This is a genomic window from Micromonospora sp. M71_S20 (genome assembly GCF_003664255.1).
Classification (GTDB): Bacteria; Actinomycetota; Actinomycetes; order Mycobacteriales; family Micromonosporaceae; genus Micromonospora.
The window spans coordinates 768,611-783,959 of the sequence record NZ_RCCV01000002.1; the positions used below are offsets into that span (position 1 = coordinate 768,611).

Below are 15,349 nucleotides of genomic sequence, written 5' to 3' on the forward strand. Positions count from 1 at the left end.
GCCGACCCGCTCGCGGCGGGTGAGAATGACTCCATGCTCAAGTGGGAGTACGCGCTGCTGGTCCGCCGCCGCCAGGCGGCCACCACCGACATCGGCTGGGAGATCGTCTTCGTCTGGTACGGCCCGGATGGCTCCATGGTCGACGTGACGCCCTACGGCGACACCGCGCTGGCCCACCTCAACCGGGCCGGTGACCAGGGCTGGGAGCTGGTCGCGATGAGCGAGGACCCGTCCCTGCCCGGCAACAGCGAGCTGCACCGCTACCACCTCAAGCGGCCCAAGCCGGCCGCCCCACCGCCCCGGCAGCGGATCCGCGGTGGCGGACGCCCCCGGCGGACGATCGGCGGCTGACCGGCCGCACTGCTCGGGGCGTCCGGGGCATAACGGGCGGGGATCCGGGTAACGGCCGGCGGGAGGTGGCCCGGATGGTCGCGCTGGCACAGCACCCGCCCTCGGCCGAGCGGCTGCGGGCGGTCGACGGATTCCTCGCAGAGGCGTGGGTCGACCAGGCCCGGCACGACGACCGGCTGCGCGACCTCGCCGTCGAGGTGCGCTTCGACCGGGGGGTGGCCCACCTCAGCGGGGAGGTCGCCGGGCAGGACGAGCTGCGCCTGGTCCGGGACCGGGTCGGCCGCCTCGCCGGGGTGCTCGGCGTCTGGTGCCGGGTACGCGTCGGCGGGCGCGACCCGGTGGTGGTCGACCTGGGCTGCGGCGCCACCAAGCAGTGGCCGGGCAACCTGGGGCTGGACCTCTTCCCGGCCCCCGGGGTGGACGCGGTGGCGGACCTGTCCGGCTCGCTGCCGCTGGCCGACGACTCGGTGGACGTCTTCTTCGCGGTGCACATCCTGGAGCACCTGATCGACTTCCTGCCACTGGTCGACGAGTGCCACCGGGCGCTCCGGCCGGGCGGCGTACTGCACGTGATGAGCCCGTGGTGGCGGCACGTGAACGCCGTCGCCGACCCGACCCACGTCCGGCTGCTCGACGTGCAGACGGTCAAGGGCATCTGCCTGCAACGCCCGCCGGGCACCCCGCGCTGGTATCCGCTGCACGTCGGCTGCGACGGCGCCTCGATCTTCGCCGACCTCACCCCCCTGCCCCCGGACGCCGACGGCCCCACCCCCGCCCACCTGGCCCGCTTCTTCGACTGACCCCGACCCACCCTCCTTGGGGGGTCAGCGGCCCAGGGTGCTTTCGCGGGGGGCCAGACGCCAGGGGGCGGAGAGTTCCCTCGGCGGGGCGGTGCGGTCGCCGTCGATGCGGCCGGCGAGCAGTTCCACCGCCAGCCGGGCGATGCGCTCCTTGTCCGGCGCGATGGTGCTCAGGGTGGGCACGGAGAAGCGGCCGTCCTCGATATCGTCGAAACCGGCCACCGCCACGTCCTCGGGGACGCGCAGGCCCGCCTCGTGCAGGGCGCGCAGGACGCCCAGGGCGAGGGTGTCGTTGAAGCAGAAGACCGCGTCGGGGCGTACGCCGGAGGTCAGCAGGCCGCGCATCGCGGCGGCGCCGTCCGCGCGGTGCCAGGCCGGCGCGGGCGCCACCAGCCGCTCGTCGTACGCGAGGCCGGCGTCGGCGAGCGCGGCGGTGTAGCCGGCGAGCCGGAGCCGGGCGCTGGCCCCCTCGGGGGTGCGCTGCGAGCCGATGGCGGCGATCCGGCGGCGACCGAGACCGGCCAGGTGGGCGGTGATCTCCCGGGCGGCGCCCACGTTGTCGATCCCGACGTGGTCGGCGGGACCGTGGTCGACCCGCTCGCCGAGCAGCACCATCGGGGTGCCCGCCAGCCCGGTGAGGTCCTCGGCGGTGAGCGCCAGCGGGCTGAAGATCAGCCCGTCGATCAGGTGCTCGGTGATGCCCGACGCGACCACCCGCTCCTGCTCCCGGCCGCCGCCGGTCTGGTCGATCAGCACCGTCCAGCCCAGCTCGGCCGCGGCCGTGACGACGTGCCGGGCCAGCTCGGCGAAGTAGGGGATGTCCAGCTCGGGGACCGCGAACGCGATGACCCCCGTGCGCCCCTTGCGGAGGTTGCGCGCGGAGAGGTTGGGCCGGTAGTTCAGCTCGGCGATGGCCTCCTCGACCCGGGCCCGGGTGTCGGGCCGGACGTGCACGTAGCCGTTGACCACGTTGGAGACGGTCTTCACCGACACGCCGGCCCGCTGCGCCACGTCCTTGAGCCTGTGCCGCACCACGTCGCCCTCCCCCATGGGGCGCACTTTACCGCGTAGGGGCCTCTTTACAACGTTGCTTACAACGTTGTACAAACCAGGAGCACCAGGTGACCACGGTCACCCGGGACCGGCAACGAGGAAAGGTGGCAACCCTTGCGGACCGCGCAGCTCACCATCGACCCGGCCTTCGCCGTCGGACCGGCCGACCGGCGGCTCTTCGGCTCGTTCGTCGAGCACATGGGCCGCTGCGTCTACGGCGGGGTCTACGAGCCCGGGCACCCTGCCGCGGACTCGCGCGGGCTGCGCGGCGACGTGCTGGAGCTGACCCGGGAGCTGGGCGTCTCCGTGGTCCGCTACCCCGGCGGCAACTTCGTCTCCGGCTACCGCTGGGAGGACGGTGTCGGCCCGGTCGGTGACCGCCCCCGCCGGCTCGACCTGGCCTGGAAGACCATCGAGACCAACGCCTTCGGGCTCGACGAGTTCATGACCTGGGCCGCCGAGGCGGGCGTCGAGCCGATGATGGCCGTCAACCTCGGCACCCGGGGCGTGCAGGAGGCCTGCGACCTGCTGGAGTACGCGAACCATCCGGGCGGGACCCAGCTGTCCGACCTGCGCCGCAAGCACGGCGCCGAGCAGCCGTACGGGGTGCGGCTCTGGTGCCTGGGCAACGAGCTGGACGGCCCGTGGCAGGTCGGCCACAAGACCGCCGACGAGTACGGCCGGCTGGCCGCCGAGACCGCCCGGGCCATGAAGATGATCGACCCGTCGATCAGCCTCGTCGCCTGCGGCAGCTCCAACCGGACGATGTCCACCTTCGCCTCCTGGGAGGCGACCGTGCTGGAGCACACCTACGAGCACGTCGACTACATCTCCGCGCACACCTACTACGACCCGTCCGACGGCGACCGGGCCAGCATCCTCGCCTCCGCCGTCGACATGGACAACTTCATCCGCGAGGTCGTCGCCACCGCCGACCACGTGGCCGCCAAGCAGCGGCACCGGCGGAAGCTCAAGATCTCCTTCGACGAGTGGAACGTCTGGTACCAGTCCCGCCTCCAGGCCGACCTGGACCGGCGCGGCTGGGTCGAGGCGCCGGCGCTGATCGAGGACGACTTCACCGCCGTCGACGCGGTGGTGGTCGGCGACCTGCTGATCACCCTGCTCCGGCACGCCGACCGGGTCGGGGTGGCCTGCCAGGCCCAGCTCGCCAACGTCATCGCCCCGATCCGCACCCGCACCGGCGGTCCCGCCTGGCGGCAGAGCATCTTCCACCCGTTCGCGCTGACCGCCCGACACGCCCGCGGCACGGTGCTGCGTACCGAGCCGGTCGGCCCGACCTACGAGACGAAGCGGTACGGCGAGGTCCCGGTGCTCGACACGGTCGCCGTGCACGACGAGGAGACCGGCGAGCTGACCGTCTTCGCGGTCAACCGGGGCGACACGGACCTGGAGCTGCACCTCGACCTGCGCGGCCTCGCAGGACTATCCGCTTCATCCCACCTGAGCCTCGCCGCCGGGGACGACCCGACGGCGACGAACACCGAGGCCGAGCCCGACCGGGTGACGCCCCGGCAGTTGCCCGACCCCACCACCGACGGCGGCCGGTGCTCCGTGCGCCTTCCGGCCGTCTCCTGGAACGTGCTGCGCTTCTCCCCCGTCGGTGGCTGACACCGCACCGGTCCTGAGCAGGCACAATTCATCCCGTCCCCCAAGGAGCAAAATCCCCATGATGCAGAACGAAATGAGCCGGCGGCGCCTGCTCAGCCTCGGCCTCGGGCTCGGCGCCGCGGCCTCGCTGACCCTGGCCGGTTGCGGCGGTGGCGACGACGACGCGGGCCCGGCGGCCGGCAACGGCGGCAAGGACTACACCGGCCCGAAGGTGGACCTGAAGCTGTGGAACGGCTTCACCGGCGGCGACGGCGACATCTTCAAGGCGCTGGTGACCCAGTTCAACACCGAGCACCAGAACATCGCCGTCTCGATCGCCACGTACCAGTGGGAGGACTACTACAACAAGCTCCCCGGCGCGGCCTCCAGCGGCGCCGGCCCGGACATCGCGGTCATGCACATGGACCAGCTCGCCACGTTCGCCGCGCGCGGCGTGATCACCGAGCTGGACGACGTCGCCAAGACCCTGGAGCTCTCCGAGGGCGACTTCGCCCCCACCGTCTGGAAGGGTGGGCTCTACAACTCCAAGCGGTACGGAATCCCGCTGGACATGCACCCCCTCGGCTTCTACTACAACAAGGGGGTCATGCAGAAGGCCGGGCTGGACCCGAACAAGCCGCCGACGACGAAGGACGAGTACACCGCCGCGCTGACCGAGCTGAAGAAGTCCGGTGTGCAGGGCTTCTGGGTCAGCCCGTTCCAGTTCACCGGCGGCATGACCTTCTACTCCCTGCTGCACCAGTGGGGCGGCAGCGTCTTCGACGCCGAGGCCACCAAGGCCACCTTCAACTCCGACCAGGCCGTCGAGGCGTGCACCTGGCTGACCGACCTGATCAAGCAGGGCCACTCCCCGGCCAACGTCGGCCAGGACGCCGACTACCTGGCCTTCAAGAGCGGCAAGAACGCCTTCAACTGGAACGGCATCTGGCAGATCAACGACCTGAAGAAGAGCCCGGACATCCAGTGGGGCGTCGCGCCCCTGCCGCAGATCGGCACGCAGCCGGCCGCCTGGGCGAACTCGCACAACTTCACGATCGTCAAGCAGCGGGCCAACGACGCCAACAAGGTCTCCGCGGCGAAGGTCTTCATCAACTGGCTCAGCCAGCACTCCCTCGACTGGGCCAAGGGCGGCCAGGTGCCGGCCCGCAAGGCCGTGCGGGACAGCGCCGACTTCAAGGCGTTGGCCGAGGTCAACGCGCTCGCCCCCGAGCTGGAGTACGCGGCCTTCCCGCCGGCGGCCCCGGGCCTCGGCGAGGTCATGACGACCTTCTACAACTCGTTCAACGAGGCGGCGCTCGGCAAGAAGTCGCCGAAGCAAGCGCTGGACGACGGGGTGACCAAGGCGAACAAGCAGCTGGAGGACAACCGCAAGAAGTACGGGAGCTGAGTTCCCGTGGCGGACGTGATCGAGGCGGGGGCGGCGCGCGACGGCGCGCCGCCCCCGGCGGCCGACGCCGCCCGCCGGGGCGCCCTCGCGCGCCGGGCCGGACGGGCGACGCCGTACCTCTTCCTCGCCCCGTACCTGCTGCTGTTCGGGGTCTTCGGCCTGCTGCCGATCCTGCTCGGCCTCTGGCTCAGCGTGCACCAGTGGGACTTCCAGCTGCCCAACCGGCCCTTCGTCGGGCTGGACAACTACCAGGAACTCTTCTCCAGCGACTCGGCCGTCTACGGCGACTGGTGGCAGAGCGTCCGGGCGACGGCGATCTTCACCGTCTTCGCGGTGCCGCTGCTGGTGGTCGTCCCGCTCGGGCTGGCGCTGCTGCTGAACCGCTCGTTCCCGGGCCGGACCTTCTTCCGGGCGATCTACTTCGCGCCGTACGTGCTGGGCGTGGCGGTGATCGGCCTGCTCTGGCGGTTCCTGCTCGACGCCAACCTGGGCCTGGTCAACCGGCTCGCCGGGATGGTCGGGCTGCCGGCCGACACCCCCTGGGTGACGGACGTGCCGTGGGCGTGGGTCTCGCTGGTCGGGGTGACCGTGTGGTGGACCTCCGGCTTCAACGCGGTGATCTACCTGGCCGGGCTCCAGGACATCCCGCAGGAGCTGTACGAGGCGGCGAAGGTGGACGGCGCGAGCGCCTGGGAACGGTTCCGCCACGTCACGCTCCCCGGGCTGCGGCCGGTGCTGCTCTTCGTGATCACCACGACCGTGCTCGCCTCGGCGAACGTCTTCGGTCAGTCGTTCCTGATCACCCAGGGCGCGCCGGGCACGGAGACCCGCACGGTGGTCTGGTTCATCGTCGAGGAGGGGCTGCGGGACAACGACGCCGGCCGCGCCGCCGCGATGAGCATCGTGTTCGCGCTGATGCTGGCGGTCGTGAGCATCGCCAACTTCCGCCTCTTCCGCTACCGGGAAGACTGAGGGGACCGCCATGACGACGCCCACGCGCACCACGCGCGCCCCCGCGCCGACCAGCGCCGGCGCCCCGGCGACCGGCCGCGCCCCGGGGACCGCGCTGCGCCGGACCGCGCTCTACGCCACCCTGGTCGCGCTCGCCCTGGTCTTCCTGCTGCCGCTGGTGTGGATGGTCATCACCTCGCTGAAGACCTACACCGGGGCCCAGCAGATCCCGCCGACCTGGCTGCCGGACCCGATCTCCGGGTACGGCTACGAGCAGATCCTGAACAACGCGGCCAACCCCGTGCTGCGCTGGTTCGCCAACAGCATGCTGGCCGCCACCGCGCACGCGCTGCTGGTGCTGGCGACCGCCTCGATGGCCGCGTACGCCCTGGCCCGGATGCGGTTCCGCGGCCGTGGGGTGCTCTTCGCGCTGATCGTCGGGACGCTGTTCATCCCGCCGACCTCGCTGATCATCCCGAACTTCCTGATCGTCGACGAGCTGAACTGGATCGACACCCTGAGCGTGGTGATCGTCCCCGGGGCGGCGAGCGCGTTCGGGGTGTTCTTCCTGCGGCAGTTCTTCCTCTCCCTGCCCCGGGAGCTGGAGGAGGCCGCGGTGCTGGACGGGGCCAACCAGTGGCAGATCTTCTGGAAGGTGGTGCTGCCGCTGTCCAGGCCGGCGCTGGCCACGCTGGCGGTGCTGTCGTTCCTCACCAACTGGAACGACTTCCTCTGGCCGATCTTCGTGCTGTTCAGCCCGGAGACGCTCACCCTGCCGCCGGGCCTGGGCCTGCTCCAGGGCTCCTACGTCACCGACTACCCGGTGATCATGGCGGGGGCGGTGCTGGCCAGCGTGCCGGTGCTGATCCTCTTCGTGCTCGCCCAGCGGCACATCATCCAGGGCGTCTCCCGCAGCGGGCTGAAGGGATGACGGTCGGGACGGCCCGGCGGCGCGGCGCGGCGGCGGTGCTCGCCGCCGCGCTGCTCGCCGCCGGTTGCGGTGGTGGAGAAGAACCTTCGAGCACGGGAGACGACGCGCGCATGTTCACCAACCCGGTCGTACGCACCGACGCGCCCGACCCGCAGGCGATCCGGGTGGGCGACACCTGGTACCTGTTCCACACCAACGCCGGCGGCCGCAACGTCCCGGTGCTCACCTCCCGGGACCTGGTCGACTGGACCCCGGCCGGGGACGCGCTGCCGGAACTGCCGGCCTGGGCGGACGCCGGGAAGACCTGGGCACCCGAGGCGATCGAACTGGCCCCGGGCCGGTTCGCGCTCTACTACACCGTCGCCGGGCGCGAGTCGGGGCGGCAGTGCGTCGGGCGGGCCGTGGCGAGCGCGCCGCAGGGGCCGTACCGGGACGACTCGACCGGCCCGCTGATCTGCCAGGCGGAGCTGGGCGGGGCGATCGACGCCAGCCCGTTCCGCGACGCCGACGGCAGCCTCTGGCTGCTGTGGAAGAACGACGGCAACGCCATCGGGGTGGACACCTGGATCTGGTCGCAGCGCCTCTCGGACGACGGGCTGCGCCTGGTCGGCGAGCCGACGAAGCTGCTGAAGCAGACCGAGCCGTGGGAGGGCACCCTGATCGAGGGCCCGTTCCTGCACCGGCAGGACGGGAAGCTGTTCCTGTTCTTCGCCGCGAACGCCTACGACCGGGCCGAGTACGCGGAGGGCTACGCGGTCTGCGAGTCGCCGGCCGGGCCGTGCGTGAAGGCCCCGGAGAACCCGATCCTGAAGACCAACGAGGTCGCCTCCGGGCCGGGGCACGCCTCGATGGTGGTCAAGGACGGGCGCAACTGGCTGCTCTACCACGCCTGGCCGCCCGGTCAGGAGGGCACCGTCGACCCGGGCCGCCAGGTCTGGCTCGACGAGGTCGTCTGGACCGACGGCAAGCCCGTCGTCAAGGGCCCGACGGCGGGGCCCCAGCTGAGGCCCTGACGGCCGGAGACACCGACAGCGCGGCACCCGACAGGATCGGGTGCCGCGCTGTCCTCGTACGCCAGGGGAAGCGCGACCGAACCGCGACGGCCGACCCCACCCCGCGGCCAGCCGGATCAGACGGAAGCCGGTTCTCGGGAGTCGGCGGACGAGGAACGCCGGGCGAGGCGGTTGCGGCGGTAGCCGTAGCCGAAGTAGATCAGCACGCCGAGCAGCATCCACGCGGCGAACCGCAGCCAGGTCTCCACCGACAGGTTCAGCATCAGGTAGAAGCAGGCCAGCGCCGACACGATCGGCAGCACGGGGGAGAACGGCACCCGGAACGGCCGGTCCAGGTCCGGGCGCTTGCGGCGCAGGATCGGCACCGCGACAGAGACCAGCACGAACGCCGCGAGCGCGCCGATGCTGACCAGGTCGGCCAGGGCCGACAGCGGCAGGAAGCCGGCGAGCAGCGCGACCGCCACCGTCATGACGGCCGAGATCCGGTACGGGGTGCCCCAGCGCGGGTGCACCTTCGCGATCGACGGCGGGATCAGCCCGTCGCGGCTGATGGCGAAGCCGATCCGGCCCATGGCCACCAGGTCGACCAGGATCACGCTGGTCAGGCCGGCGACGGCGGCGATGGAGACGAGGATGCCGGCCCACTCGGCGCCGACCGCGTTGAAGGCCGCCGCGATCGGGGCGCCCCGGTCGATCTCGGTGTACGGCACCATGCCCACCACGACCAGCGAGACGCCGATGTACAGCACCGTGGAGATCAGCAGCGTGCCGAGCAGGCCGAGGGTGAGGTCCCGGCGGGGCCGCTTCGTCTCCTCGCCGAGGTTGGCGACCGCCTCGAAGCCGGTGTACGCGAAGAAGACCACCGCGGCGGCGCTGAGCACGCCCACGAAGCCGAACACCGAGGGCTCCAGGCCGAAGAGCGCCTGGGTGACGGGCTGCTTGATGCCGTCCTCGCTGCCGTCGGCGGGCTTCGCCGACGGGATGAACGGGGTGAGGTTGGCGGCCTTCACGAAGAACAGGCCGGCGACCACGATGAAGACGCAGATGGCGACCTTGACCAGCACCAGCAGGTTGGTCACCCGGGCCGACTCGCGGATGCCGACGATCGCCACGACGCCGAGCAGCAGCACGATGCCGATCGCGCCGACGTTGACGACGCTGCCCTCCTCGCCGAACCACGCGGTGGGCAGGCCGACGAGTTCGGCCAGGTAGCCGGACCAGCCGCGCGCCACCACCGCCGCGCCGAGGGCGAACTCCAGCAGCAGGTCCCAGCCGATGATCCAGGCGACGATCTCGCCCATGGTCGCGTACGCGTAGGTGTAGGCGCTGCCGGCGGCCGGCACGCTCGACGCCAGCTCGGCGTAGCAGAGGGCGGCGAGCAGGGCGACCAGGCCGGCGATGGCGAACGAGATCACCACGCCGGGCCCCGCGCTGTCGCGGGCCTCGATGCCCGTGAGCGTGAAGATGCCGGTGCCGATCACGATGCCGATGCCGAAGCCGGTGAGGTCGCGGGCGCCGAGCCGGCGCTTCAGGCCGGGCCCGCCGTCTTCGCCGTCGGCCTCGCTCTGCGCGATCACGTCCCCGATCGGTTTGGTACGCAGCACGGACACCGTGGTCACCCCTCCCACCGTCCGGACCACCCTGGTGGCGGCCGGTGACCGGCGATGCTACCCAGGATGGACCCCCTCAATCCCCACGTCTCGGGTCATTCGGGCCACCACCCGCCGTGTGCGTCCCGCCACGGCGCGTCCCGTGAGCCCGGCCACAAAGGGGAGCCGACGTCGACGGACGGATCGATCCCGTCCAGACTCTTGCGCAGAGCCCGTGAGGTGTGAAAATTTCCTACCAGCGGCAGATTTTCAACGGCGAATCTTGCCGTCTGTGCCGCGACGAACCCCTGACACGGGAGCCCCAACGAAGGGACACACCGCATGAAGGCAACTCGGCTCGGAGCCGCCGGGCTGGCCGCCGCACTGCTCGGCGCGCTCGTCGCCGCCACCCCGGCGAGCGCGGCCCCCGACGCGGCGACCACCGCCGCCTCCACCACCTCCTGCGTCACCGACCCGGCCACGCCGAAGCGGCAGTTCCGGGCCATGTGGATCTCCTCGGTCGTCAACATCGACTGGCCGAGCAAGGCGTCCCAGACCTCGCCGGACCGCGTCGCCACGCAGCAGGCCGAGTACCGCCAGCTGCTCGACCTCGCCGAGCGGCTCAACCACAACGCCGTGGTCGTCCAGGTCCGGCCGACCGCCGACGCGTTCTGGCCGTCGCCCCACGAGCCCTGGTCGGAGTACCTGACCGGGGTCCGCGGCGAGAACCCGGGCTGGGACCCGCTGAAGTTCGTGGTCGAGGAGGCGCACAAGCGCAACCTGGAGTTCCACGCCTGGTTCAACCCGTACCGCGTCTCCATGCCCGCCCCGGGCGGTGCCGGCGCCGACATCAACCAGCTCGCGCCGAACCACCCGGTCCGCGAGCACCCCGAGTGGACCTTCGCCTACCCGCCGGCCGGCGTCGCCGGCAGCCGGCTCTACTACAACCCCGGCATCCCGGAGGTCCGCGAGTTCGTGCAGACCGCGATGATGGACGCGGTCAAGCGGTACGACGTCGACGGCGTGCACTTCGACGACTACTTCTACCCCTACCCGAGCGGCACCCACCAGGTGCCCGACGACGCCACCTTCGCGGCGCACAACCGGGGCTTCACCGACAAGGCCGACTGGCGGCGGGACAACATCAACCTGCTGATCCAGGAGATGAACGCCAAGATCAAGGCCGAGAAGCCGTGGGTGAAGTTCGGCGTCAGCCCGTTCGGCATCTGGCGCAACCAGTCGGCCGACCCGCTGGGCTCGGACACCACCGGCAGCCAGTCGTACGACATCATCTCCGCCGACACCCGCAAGTGGGTCAAGGAGGAGTGGATCGACTACATCGTGCCGCAGCTCTACTGGTACATGGGCCAGTACCCGGCCGCCGACTACACCCGGCTGGTGCCGTGGTGGGCGGACGTGGTCAAGGGCACCCGGGTGCAGCTCTACATCGGGCAGGCCGACTACAAGAGCGGTGACCCGGCCTACGGCTCGTTCTGGATGAACCCGCAGGAGCTGTCCAACCACCTCACGCTGAACCGGCAGTACCCGGAGGTCCTGGGCAACGTCCACTTCTCGGCCGTGCAGGTGCGGGCCAACCGGCTCGGCGCGACCGACATCTACGCCGCCGAGCACTACTCCCGCCCGGCGCTGATCCCGACCATGCCGCACCTGCCGAAGAAGCCGCTGCTCATGCCGGTGGTCACCAAGGCCGCACGGCAGTCCGACGGGGTCCGCCTGAACTGGCTCCAGCCGGCGGACGGCGTGGGCCCGCTCGGCACCGCCACGTCGTACGCGGTCTACCGCTTCGACGGGGTCGGCCTGGCCGGCCGGTGCGACTTCGCCGACGCGGCGCACCTCGTCGACACGGTCCGCGCCGACGCGGGCACCCGGACGCAGTCCTGGGTGGACACCACCGCCGAGGCCGGCAAGCGGTACACCTACTACGTGACCGCGCTCGACCGACTGGCGAACGAGAGCCCGGCCAGCCCGCCGGCGTTCGTCCGCTGACGTCCCACCGGATGCCCCGGGTGCCCTGGCACCCGGGGCATTCGTCTGTTTCGACGCCTGTCACCAAATGTTCGCGGGCACCGCACCCCCCGGAGCCATTCATGATCGACACTGTTCGGCACTCCGGTGACCCGCCGGTAACCCCCGTCCCGCCCGCACATCCCCCGCGGAGGTACCCGTGCCCAGACGCCTCACCACCCTGTTCGCCTCGGCCGCGCTCACGATGCTCTTCGTCTTCGGGGTCTCCTCCCCCGCCGCCGCCGTCACGACCTCGCAGAAGCTGTCCGTCCTCTCCAGCTGGACGCAGACGAGCGCCACCAGCTACAACTCCTGGAACTCCGGCCGGCTCAACCAGGGCGCCTGGGCGGCGTACGGATTCAACTGGTCGACCGACTACTGCTCGTCCAGCCCGGACAACCCGCTCGGCTTCAAGTTCAGCCTCTCCTGCTACCGGCACGACTTCGGCTACCGCAACTACAAGGCGATGAGCCGGTTCTCGGCCAACAAGGCCCGCCTCGACAGCGCCTTCTACGCCGACCTGAAGCGGGTCTGCGCCACGTACAACGCCGCCGTGCGGCCCGCCTGCACCAGCCTCGCCTGGACGTACTACCAGGCCGTCAGCGCCTTCGGCTCCGTCGCCGCCGTGCAGCAGGCCGACATCGACCGCGCCGCCCGGATGAAGGCCGACGCCGAGCGCCGCGCCGGCCTGAGCTGACCGACCCGTACCGCCCAGGGGTTCGCGTCCCCGGCCCGCCCGGGTGACGCGGACCCCGACCGGCGGGGGTGTCGTCAGGCGTGGCCGGTGTGGTGCCGGCGACGGTCCGAGGCGACGGGCTGGCGGGGAGCCACGCGGGCGGGAGCGGCGCCGAACCTCGCCGAGCCCACCGCCAGGTCCGGATGCTCGACCGCGAGGGCCAGCGCCGCCGCCTCCTCCAGCCCCAGCTCGGTCCCCTCGCCGTACGCGTCGTCGAAGGTCGCGTCGCCCAACTCCCGACGCAGCTCCCCCTGCCGCTGCGCCCAGTACCCGCCGTAGATGCCCGGGGCGCAGCGCATGCTCGCCCGGGTCGCCCCCGCCGCGCCGAACAGGCGGGCCGCCGTCAGCCCGTCGCCACCGACCGCGCAGCGCACCGCCATCGCGTTCAGCGTGTCGCAGGCCCGACCGTGGAAGCCGTGGCTCATCCGCGACCGCAGCGCCACCTGGAGGTGCTCGTGCGCGGCGACCAGGTCCCCGCGCGCCAGGGCGACCATCCCGAGCAGCATGTCGACCGAGCGGCGCCCCCGCTCCACCGGGCGCGCCGCCTCCACCGGACGGGCCGCGCCCAGCAGCTCCGCCGCCTCGTCCAGGGCGCCCCGCCGCCAGAGCAGCTCGGCCAGGCTGAACACCCCGAAGAGCGCGTCGCCGAGCACCTCCTGGCCGGAAGCCCAGTCGATCACCTCGCGGCAGATCCGCTCCGCCTCCGCGAACTGTCCCATGTCGACCAGCGGGGCCGCCCGCCCGGCGAGCACCCGGGCGAGCAGGCCGGCGTCGCCCGCCTGCCGGGCCGCCGCCTCCGCCCGCTGGGAGTAGCGCAGTTCCTCGCCGAACTCGCCGTCCGCGCCGGCGTGCAGCGAGTGCATGTGGTACGCCGCCGCCAGCTCGGCCTCCGGGATCCGCTCCCCCGTCTCGGCGATGCGCCCGTACAGCCGGAACAGCCAAAGCCGCCCCTCCCGGGCCAGGCCCCGCTCCCGCCACCACTGGTCGAGGCCCCCGGCCAGCCGCAGGCCGGCCCGGGCACTGCCGCCGGTGGCGCACCAGCGCAACGCGGCGCGCAGCTCGCCGGCGAGCGGGTCGAGGGCGTAGAGCGACAGGGTCACCGGCCGCCCGTCCGGCCCCAGGTGGGCGCGCTCCAGCGCGTGCGTCGACCATGCCACGTGCCGGTCGCGGGCCGACCGCTCCTCCCCCGCCTCCACCAGCCGCCGCGCCGCGTACGCCCGGATGGGGTCGAGCATCCGGTAGGTGCTGCCCGAGGCGTGCGGCTCCGCCAGCACCATCGACTTGTCGACCAGCACCGAGAGCGGATCCAGCGGGTCGTCGCCGAGCAGCCACTCCACCGTCGCCAGGTCGACCGGGCCGGCGAAGACCGCCAGCCAGCGCAGCAGCCGGGCGGCGCGCGGCCCCAACGTGCGGTACGACCAGGTGACCGTGGCCTGCATGGTCAGGTGCCGTTCGGTGGCGGAACGCTGCACCGCCCGGACGGCCGGGCTGGGCGGCACCATCCCCACGGCCGCCGCCACCAGGTCCACCGTGTCCTGCCGGTCGCCCGGCCGGTCCGGCTCCACCGGGAGATCCGGGTCCTCCCGGCCCGCGTCCAGGGTGCCCAGCACGTCGTCGAGGCGCTCGGCGAGCTGCCCCACGGAGAGCACCCGCAGCCGGGCGGCGGCCAGCTCTATGGCGAGCGGCAGCCCGTCCAGCCGCCGCACCACCCGCCGCAGGTCGGCCGACTCGCCCGGGTCCGGCGGCCGGCCGCCCCGGGCCGCCGCCGTCCGGTCCAGCAGCAGCGCGACCGCGTCGCTCTCCGCCCCCTCCGTCGGCGGGTCGACCGACAGCGACGGGATCCGCCAGACCACCTCGCCCGGCAGGCCGAACGACTCCCGGCTGGTGGCGAGCACCCGGACGCCCACCCCGCCGGCGAGCAGCCGGGAGATCACGTCGGCCGAGGCGGCCGGCTGGGCGTCGCAGGTGTCCAGCAGGACGAGCATCCGGCGCGCGGCGGCGTACTCGACCAGCGTGTCGACCATCGGGCGGCCCGGCTCGGGACGCAGACCGAGCACGGCGGCGACCTCGAACGCCACCAGACCCGGGTCGGTGACCGCGGCGACGTCGACGAACCAGACACCGTCCGGATGGGACTCCACGAGGTCGACGGCGAGCTCCACGGCCAGCCGCGTCTTGCCCGCACCACCCGCGCCGAGGACGGTGACCAGCCGGTGCGCCTCCACCAGCCGCTTCAGCTCGGCCCGCTCGGCGTGCCGGCCGACGAACGAGGTCACCGGGGTCGGCAGGTTGTGCGCGGTCGCGTCGGCGGTGCGGGGCCGCGGGAACTGCCGCTCCAGGCCGGGCGCGACCAGTTGGTAGAGCCGCTCCCGGTCGTCGAAGCCGCGCAGCCGGTGCAGGCCGAGGTCGATCAGGGACGCGTCGGGCGGCAGCGGCTCCGCGTGCCGCGCCGCCGCAGCCGAGCAGAGCACCTGCCCGCCGTGGGCGGCGGCGGCGACCCGGGCCGCACGGTGCACCTCCGGGCTGACGTACTCGCCGTCACGCGGCTCCGCCCAGCCGGTGTGCAGGCCCATCCGGACCCGGGGCACGGCGTCGGCGGTCGGCCACTCGTGGCTGGCTAGCGCCCGCTGCGCGGTCAGGCAGGCGGTCAGCGCGGCGGTCGCGTCGTCGAAGGCGAGGAAGAACGAGTCCCCCTCGGTCAGCAGCTCCGCGCCCTCGGTCGCGGCGATCGTGCGGCGCAGCAGGCGGCGGTGCTCCCGCAGCACCGGCGGGTAGTCCGGCCCGAGCAGCTGGGCGAGCCGGGTGGAGCCCTCGATGTCGGTGAAGACGAAGGTCACCAACCCGCTCGGGAGGTGGATCCGTGGCGACATGGTGGAACCTCCGC

Annotated in this window: 12 protein-coding genes; 9 read left to right on the plus strand and 3 right to left on the minus strand. The window is 72.5% G+C overall.

Annotated elements, in window-relative coordinates:
- Positions 1 to 33 precede the first annotated feature (33 nt).
- Entirely contained in the window at positions 34 to 351 is a 318-nt protein-coding gene (locus DER29_RS24465; RefSeq protein ID WP_121399961.1) for a hypothetical protein, read from the plus strand.
- A gap of 74 nt (positions 352 to 425) precedes the next feature.
- Positions 426 to 1,151 (plus strand): methyltransferase domain-containing protein, encoded by a 726-nt coding sequence (locus DER29_RS24470; protein ID WP_121399962.1) that lies wholly within the window; start codon positions 426 to 428, stop codon positions 1,149 to 1,151.
- 24 nt (positions 1,152 to 1,175) lie between these two features.
- Here DER29_RS24470 and DER29_RS24475 read toward each other — a convergent pair whose 3' ends face one another.
- Positions 1,176 to 2,183: a LacI family DNA-binding transcriptional regulator gene (locus DER29_RS24475; protein ID WP_121400163.1), complete on the minus strand. Its 1,008-nt coding sequence runs from the start codon at positions 2,181 to 2,183 to the stop codon at positions 1,176 to 1,178.
- A gap of 135 nt (positions 2,184 to 2,318) precedes the next feature.
- Here DER29_RS24475 and DER29_RS24480 point away from each other — a divergent pair, with 135 nt between their 5' ends.
- Genes DER29_RS24480 through DER29_RS24500 form a run of 5 tightly spaced genes read left to right on the plus strand, consistent with a single transcriptional unit; the run spans position 2,319 to position 8,115 of the window.
- On the plus strand, positions 2,319 to 3,833 hold the full coding sequence (locus tag DER29_RS24480) for an alpha-N-arabinofuranosidase (protein WP_121399963.1): 1,515 nt from the start codon (positions 2,319 to 2,321) through the stop codon (positions 3,831 to 3,833).
- Positions 3,834 to 3,891: 58 nt separating this feature from the next.
- Positions 3,892 to 5,220, plus strand: a complete 1,329-nt coding sequence (locus DER29_RS24485; RefSeq protein ID WP_121399964.1) for an ABC transporter substrate-binding protein — start codon at positions 3,892 to 3,894, stop codon at positions 5,218 to 5,220.
- Between the two features lie 6 nt (positions 5,221 to 5,226).
- Entirely contained in the window at positions 5,227 to 6,192 is a 966-nt protein-coding gene (locus DER29_RS24490; RefSeq protein WP_121399965.1) for a carbohydrate ABC transporter permease, read from the plus strand.
- Positions 6,193 to 6,202: 10 nt separating this feature from the next.
- Entirely contained in the window at positions 6,203 to 7,102 is a 900-nt protein-coding gene (locus DER29_RS24495; protein ID WP_233600122.1) for a carbohydrate ABC transporter permease, read from the plus strand.
- Positions 7,099 to 8,115 carry a glycoside hydrolase family 43 protein gene (locus tag DER29_RS24500; protein WP_121399966.1) on the plus strand — a complete coding sequence of 339 codons (1,017 nt, stop codon included), beginning with the start codon at positions 7,099 to 7,101 and terminating at the stop codon, positions 8,113 to 8,115. Before DER29_RS24495 ends, DER29_RS24500 begins: the two co-directional genes overlap by 4 nt.
- 116 nt (positions 8,116 to 8,231) lie before the next feature.
- On the opposite strand, the gene DER29_RS24505 is transcribed toward DER29_RS24500, so the two are convergent.
- On the minus strand, positions 8,232 to 9,725 hold the full coding sequence (locus DER29_RS24505; protein ID WP_121400165.1) for an amino acid permease: 1,494 nt from the start codon (positions 9,723 to 9,725) through the stop codon (positions 8,232 to 8,234).
- Positions 9,726 to 10,046: 321 nt separating this feature from the next.
- Here DER29_RS24505 and DER29_RS24510 point away from each other — a divergent pair, with 321 nt between their 5' ends.
- Positions 10,047 to 11,711, plus strand: a complete 1,665-nt coding sequence (locus DER29_RS24510) for a glycoside hydrolase family 10 protein (RefSeq protein ID WP_121399967.1) — start codon at positions 10,047 to 10,049, stop codon at positions 11,709 to 11,711.
- Positions 11,712 to 11,889: 178 nt separating this feature from the next.
- A complete protein-coding gene (locus DER29_RS24515; protein ID WP_121399968.1) occupies positions 11,890 to 12,426 on the plus strand; it encodes a phospholipase in 537 nt (178 codons plus the stop codon).
- Between the two features lie 74 nt (positions 12,427 to 12,500).
- Here DER29_RS24515 and DER29_RS24520 read toward each other — a convergent pair whose 3' ends face one another.
- Entirely contained in the window at positions 12,501 to 15,335 is a 2,835-nt protein-coding gene (locus tag DER29_RS24520; protein WP_121399969.1) for an adenylate/guanylate cyclase domain-containing protein, read from the minus strand.
- Positions 15,336 to 15,349: the final 14 nt, after the last annotated feature.

What these genes read in the sequence shown, in the direction of transcription:
- DER29_RS24465 (WP_121399961.1), top strand. Translation starts at nt 34, where the DNA reads ATGCTCAAGTGGGAGTACGCGCTGCTGGTCCGCCGCCGCCAGGCGGCC.
- DER29_RS24470 (WP_121399962.1), top strand. Translation starts at nt 426, where the DNA reads ATGGTCGCGCTGGCACAGCACCCGCCCTCGGCCGAGCGGCTGCGGGCG.
- DER29_RS24485 (WP_121399964.1), top strand. Translation starts at nt 3,892, where the DNA reads ATGATGCAGAACGAAATGAGCCGGCGGCGCCTGCTCAGCCTCGGCCTC.
- DER29_RS24495 (WP_233600122.1), top strand. Translation starts at nt 6,203, where the DNA reads ATGACGACGCCCACGCGCACCACGCGCGCCCCCGCGCCGACCAGCGCC.
- DER29_RS24500 (WP_121399966.1), top strand. Translation starts at nt 7,099, where the DNA reads ATGACGGTCGGGACGGCCCGGCGGCGCGGCGCGGCGGCGGTGCTCGCC.
- DER29_RS24510 (WP_121399967.1), top strand. Translation starts at nt 10,047, where the DNA reads ATGAAGGCAACTCGGCTCGGAGCCGCCGGGCTGGCCGCCGCACTGCTC.
- DER29_RS24520 (WP_121399969.1), bottom strand. Translation starts at nt 15,335, where the DNA reads ATGTCGCCACGGATCCACCTCCCGAGCGGGTTGGTGACCTTCGTCTTC.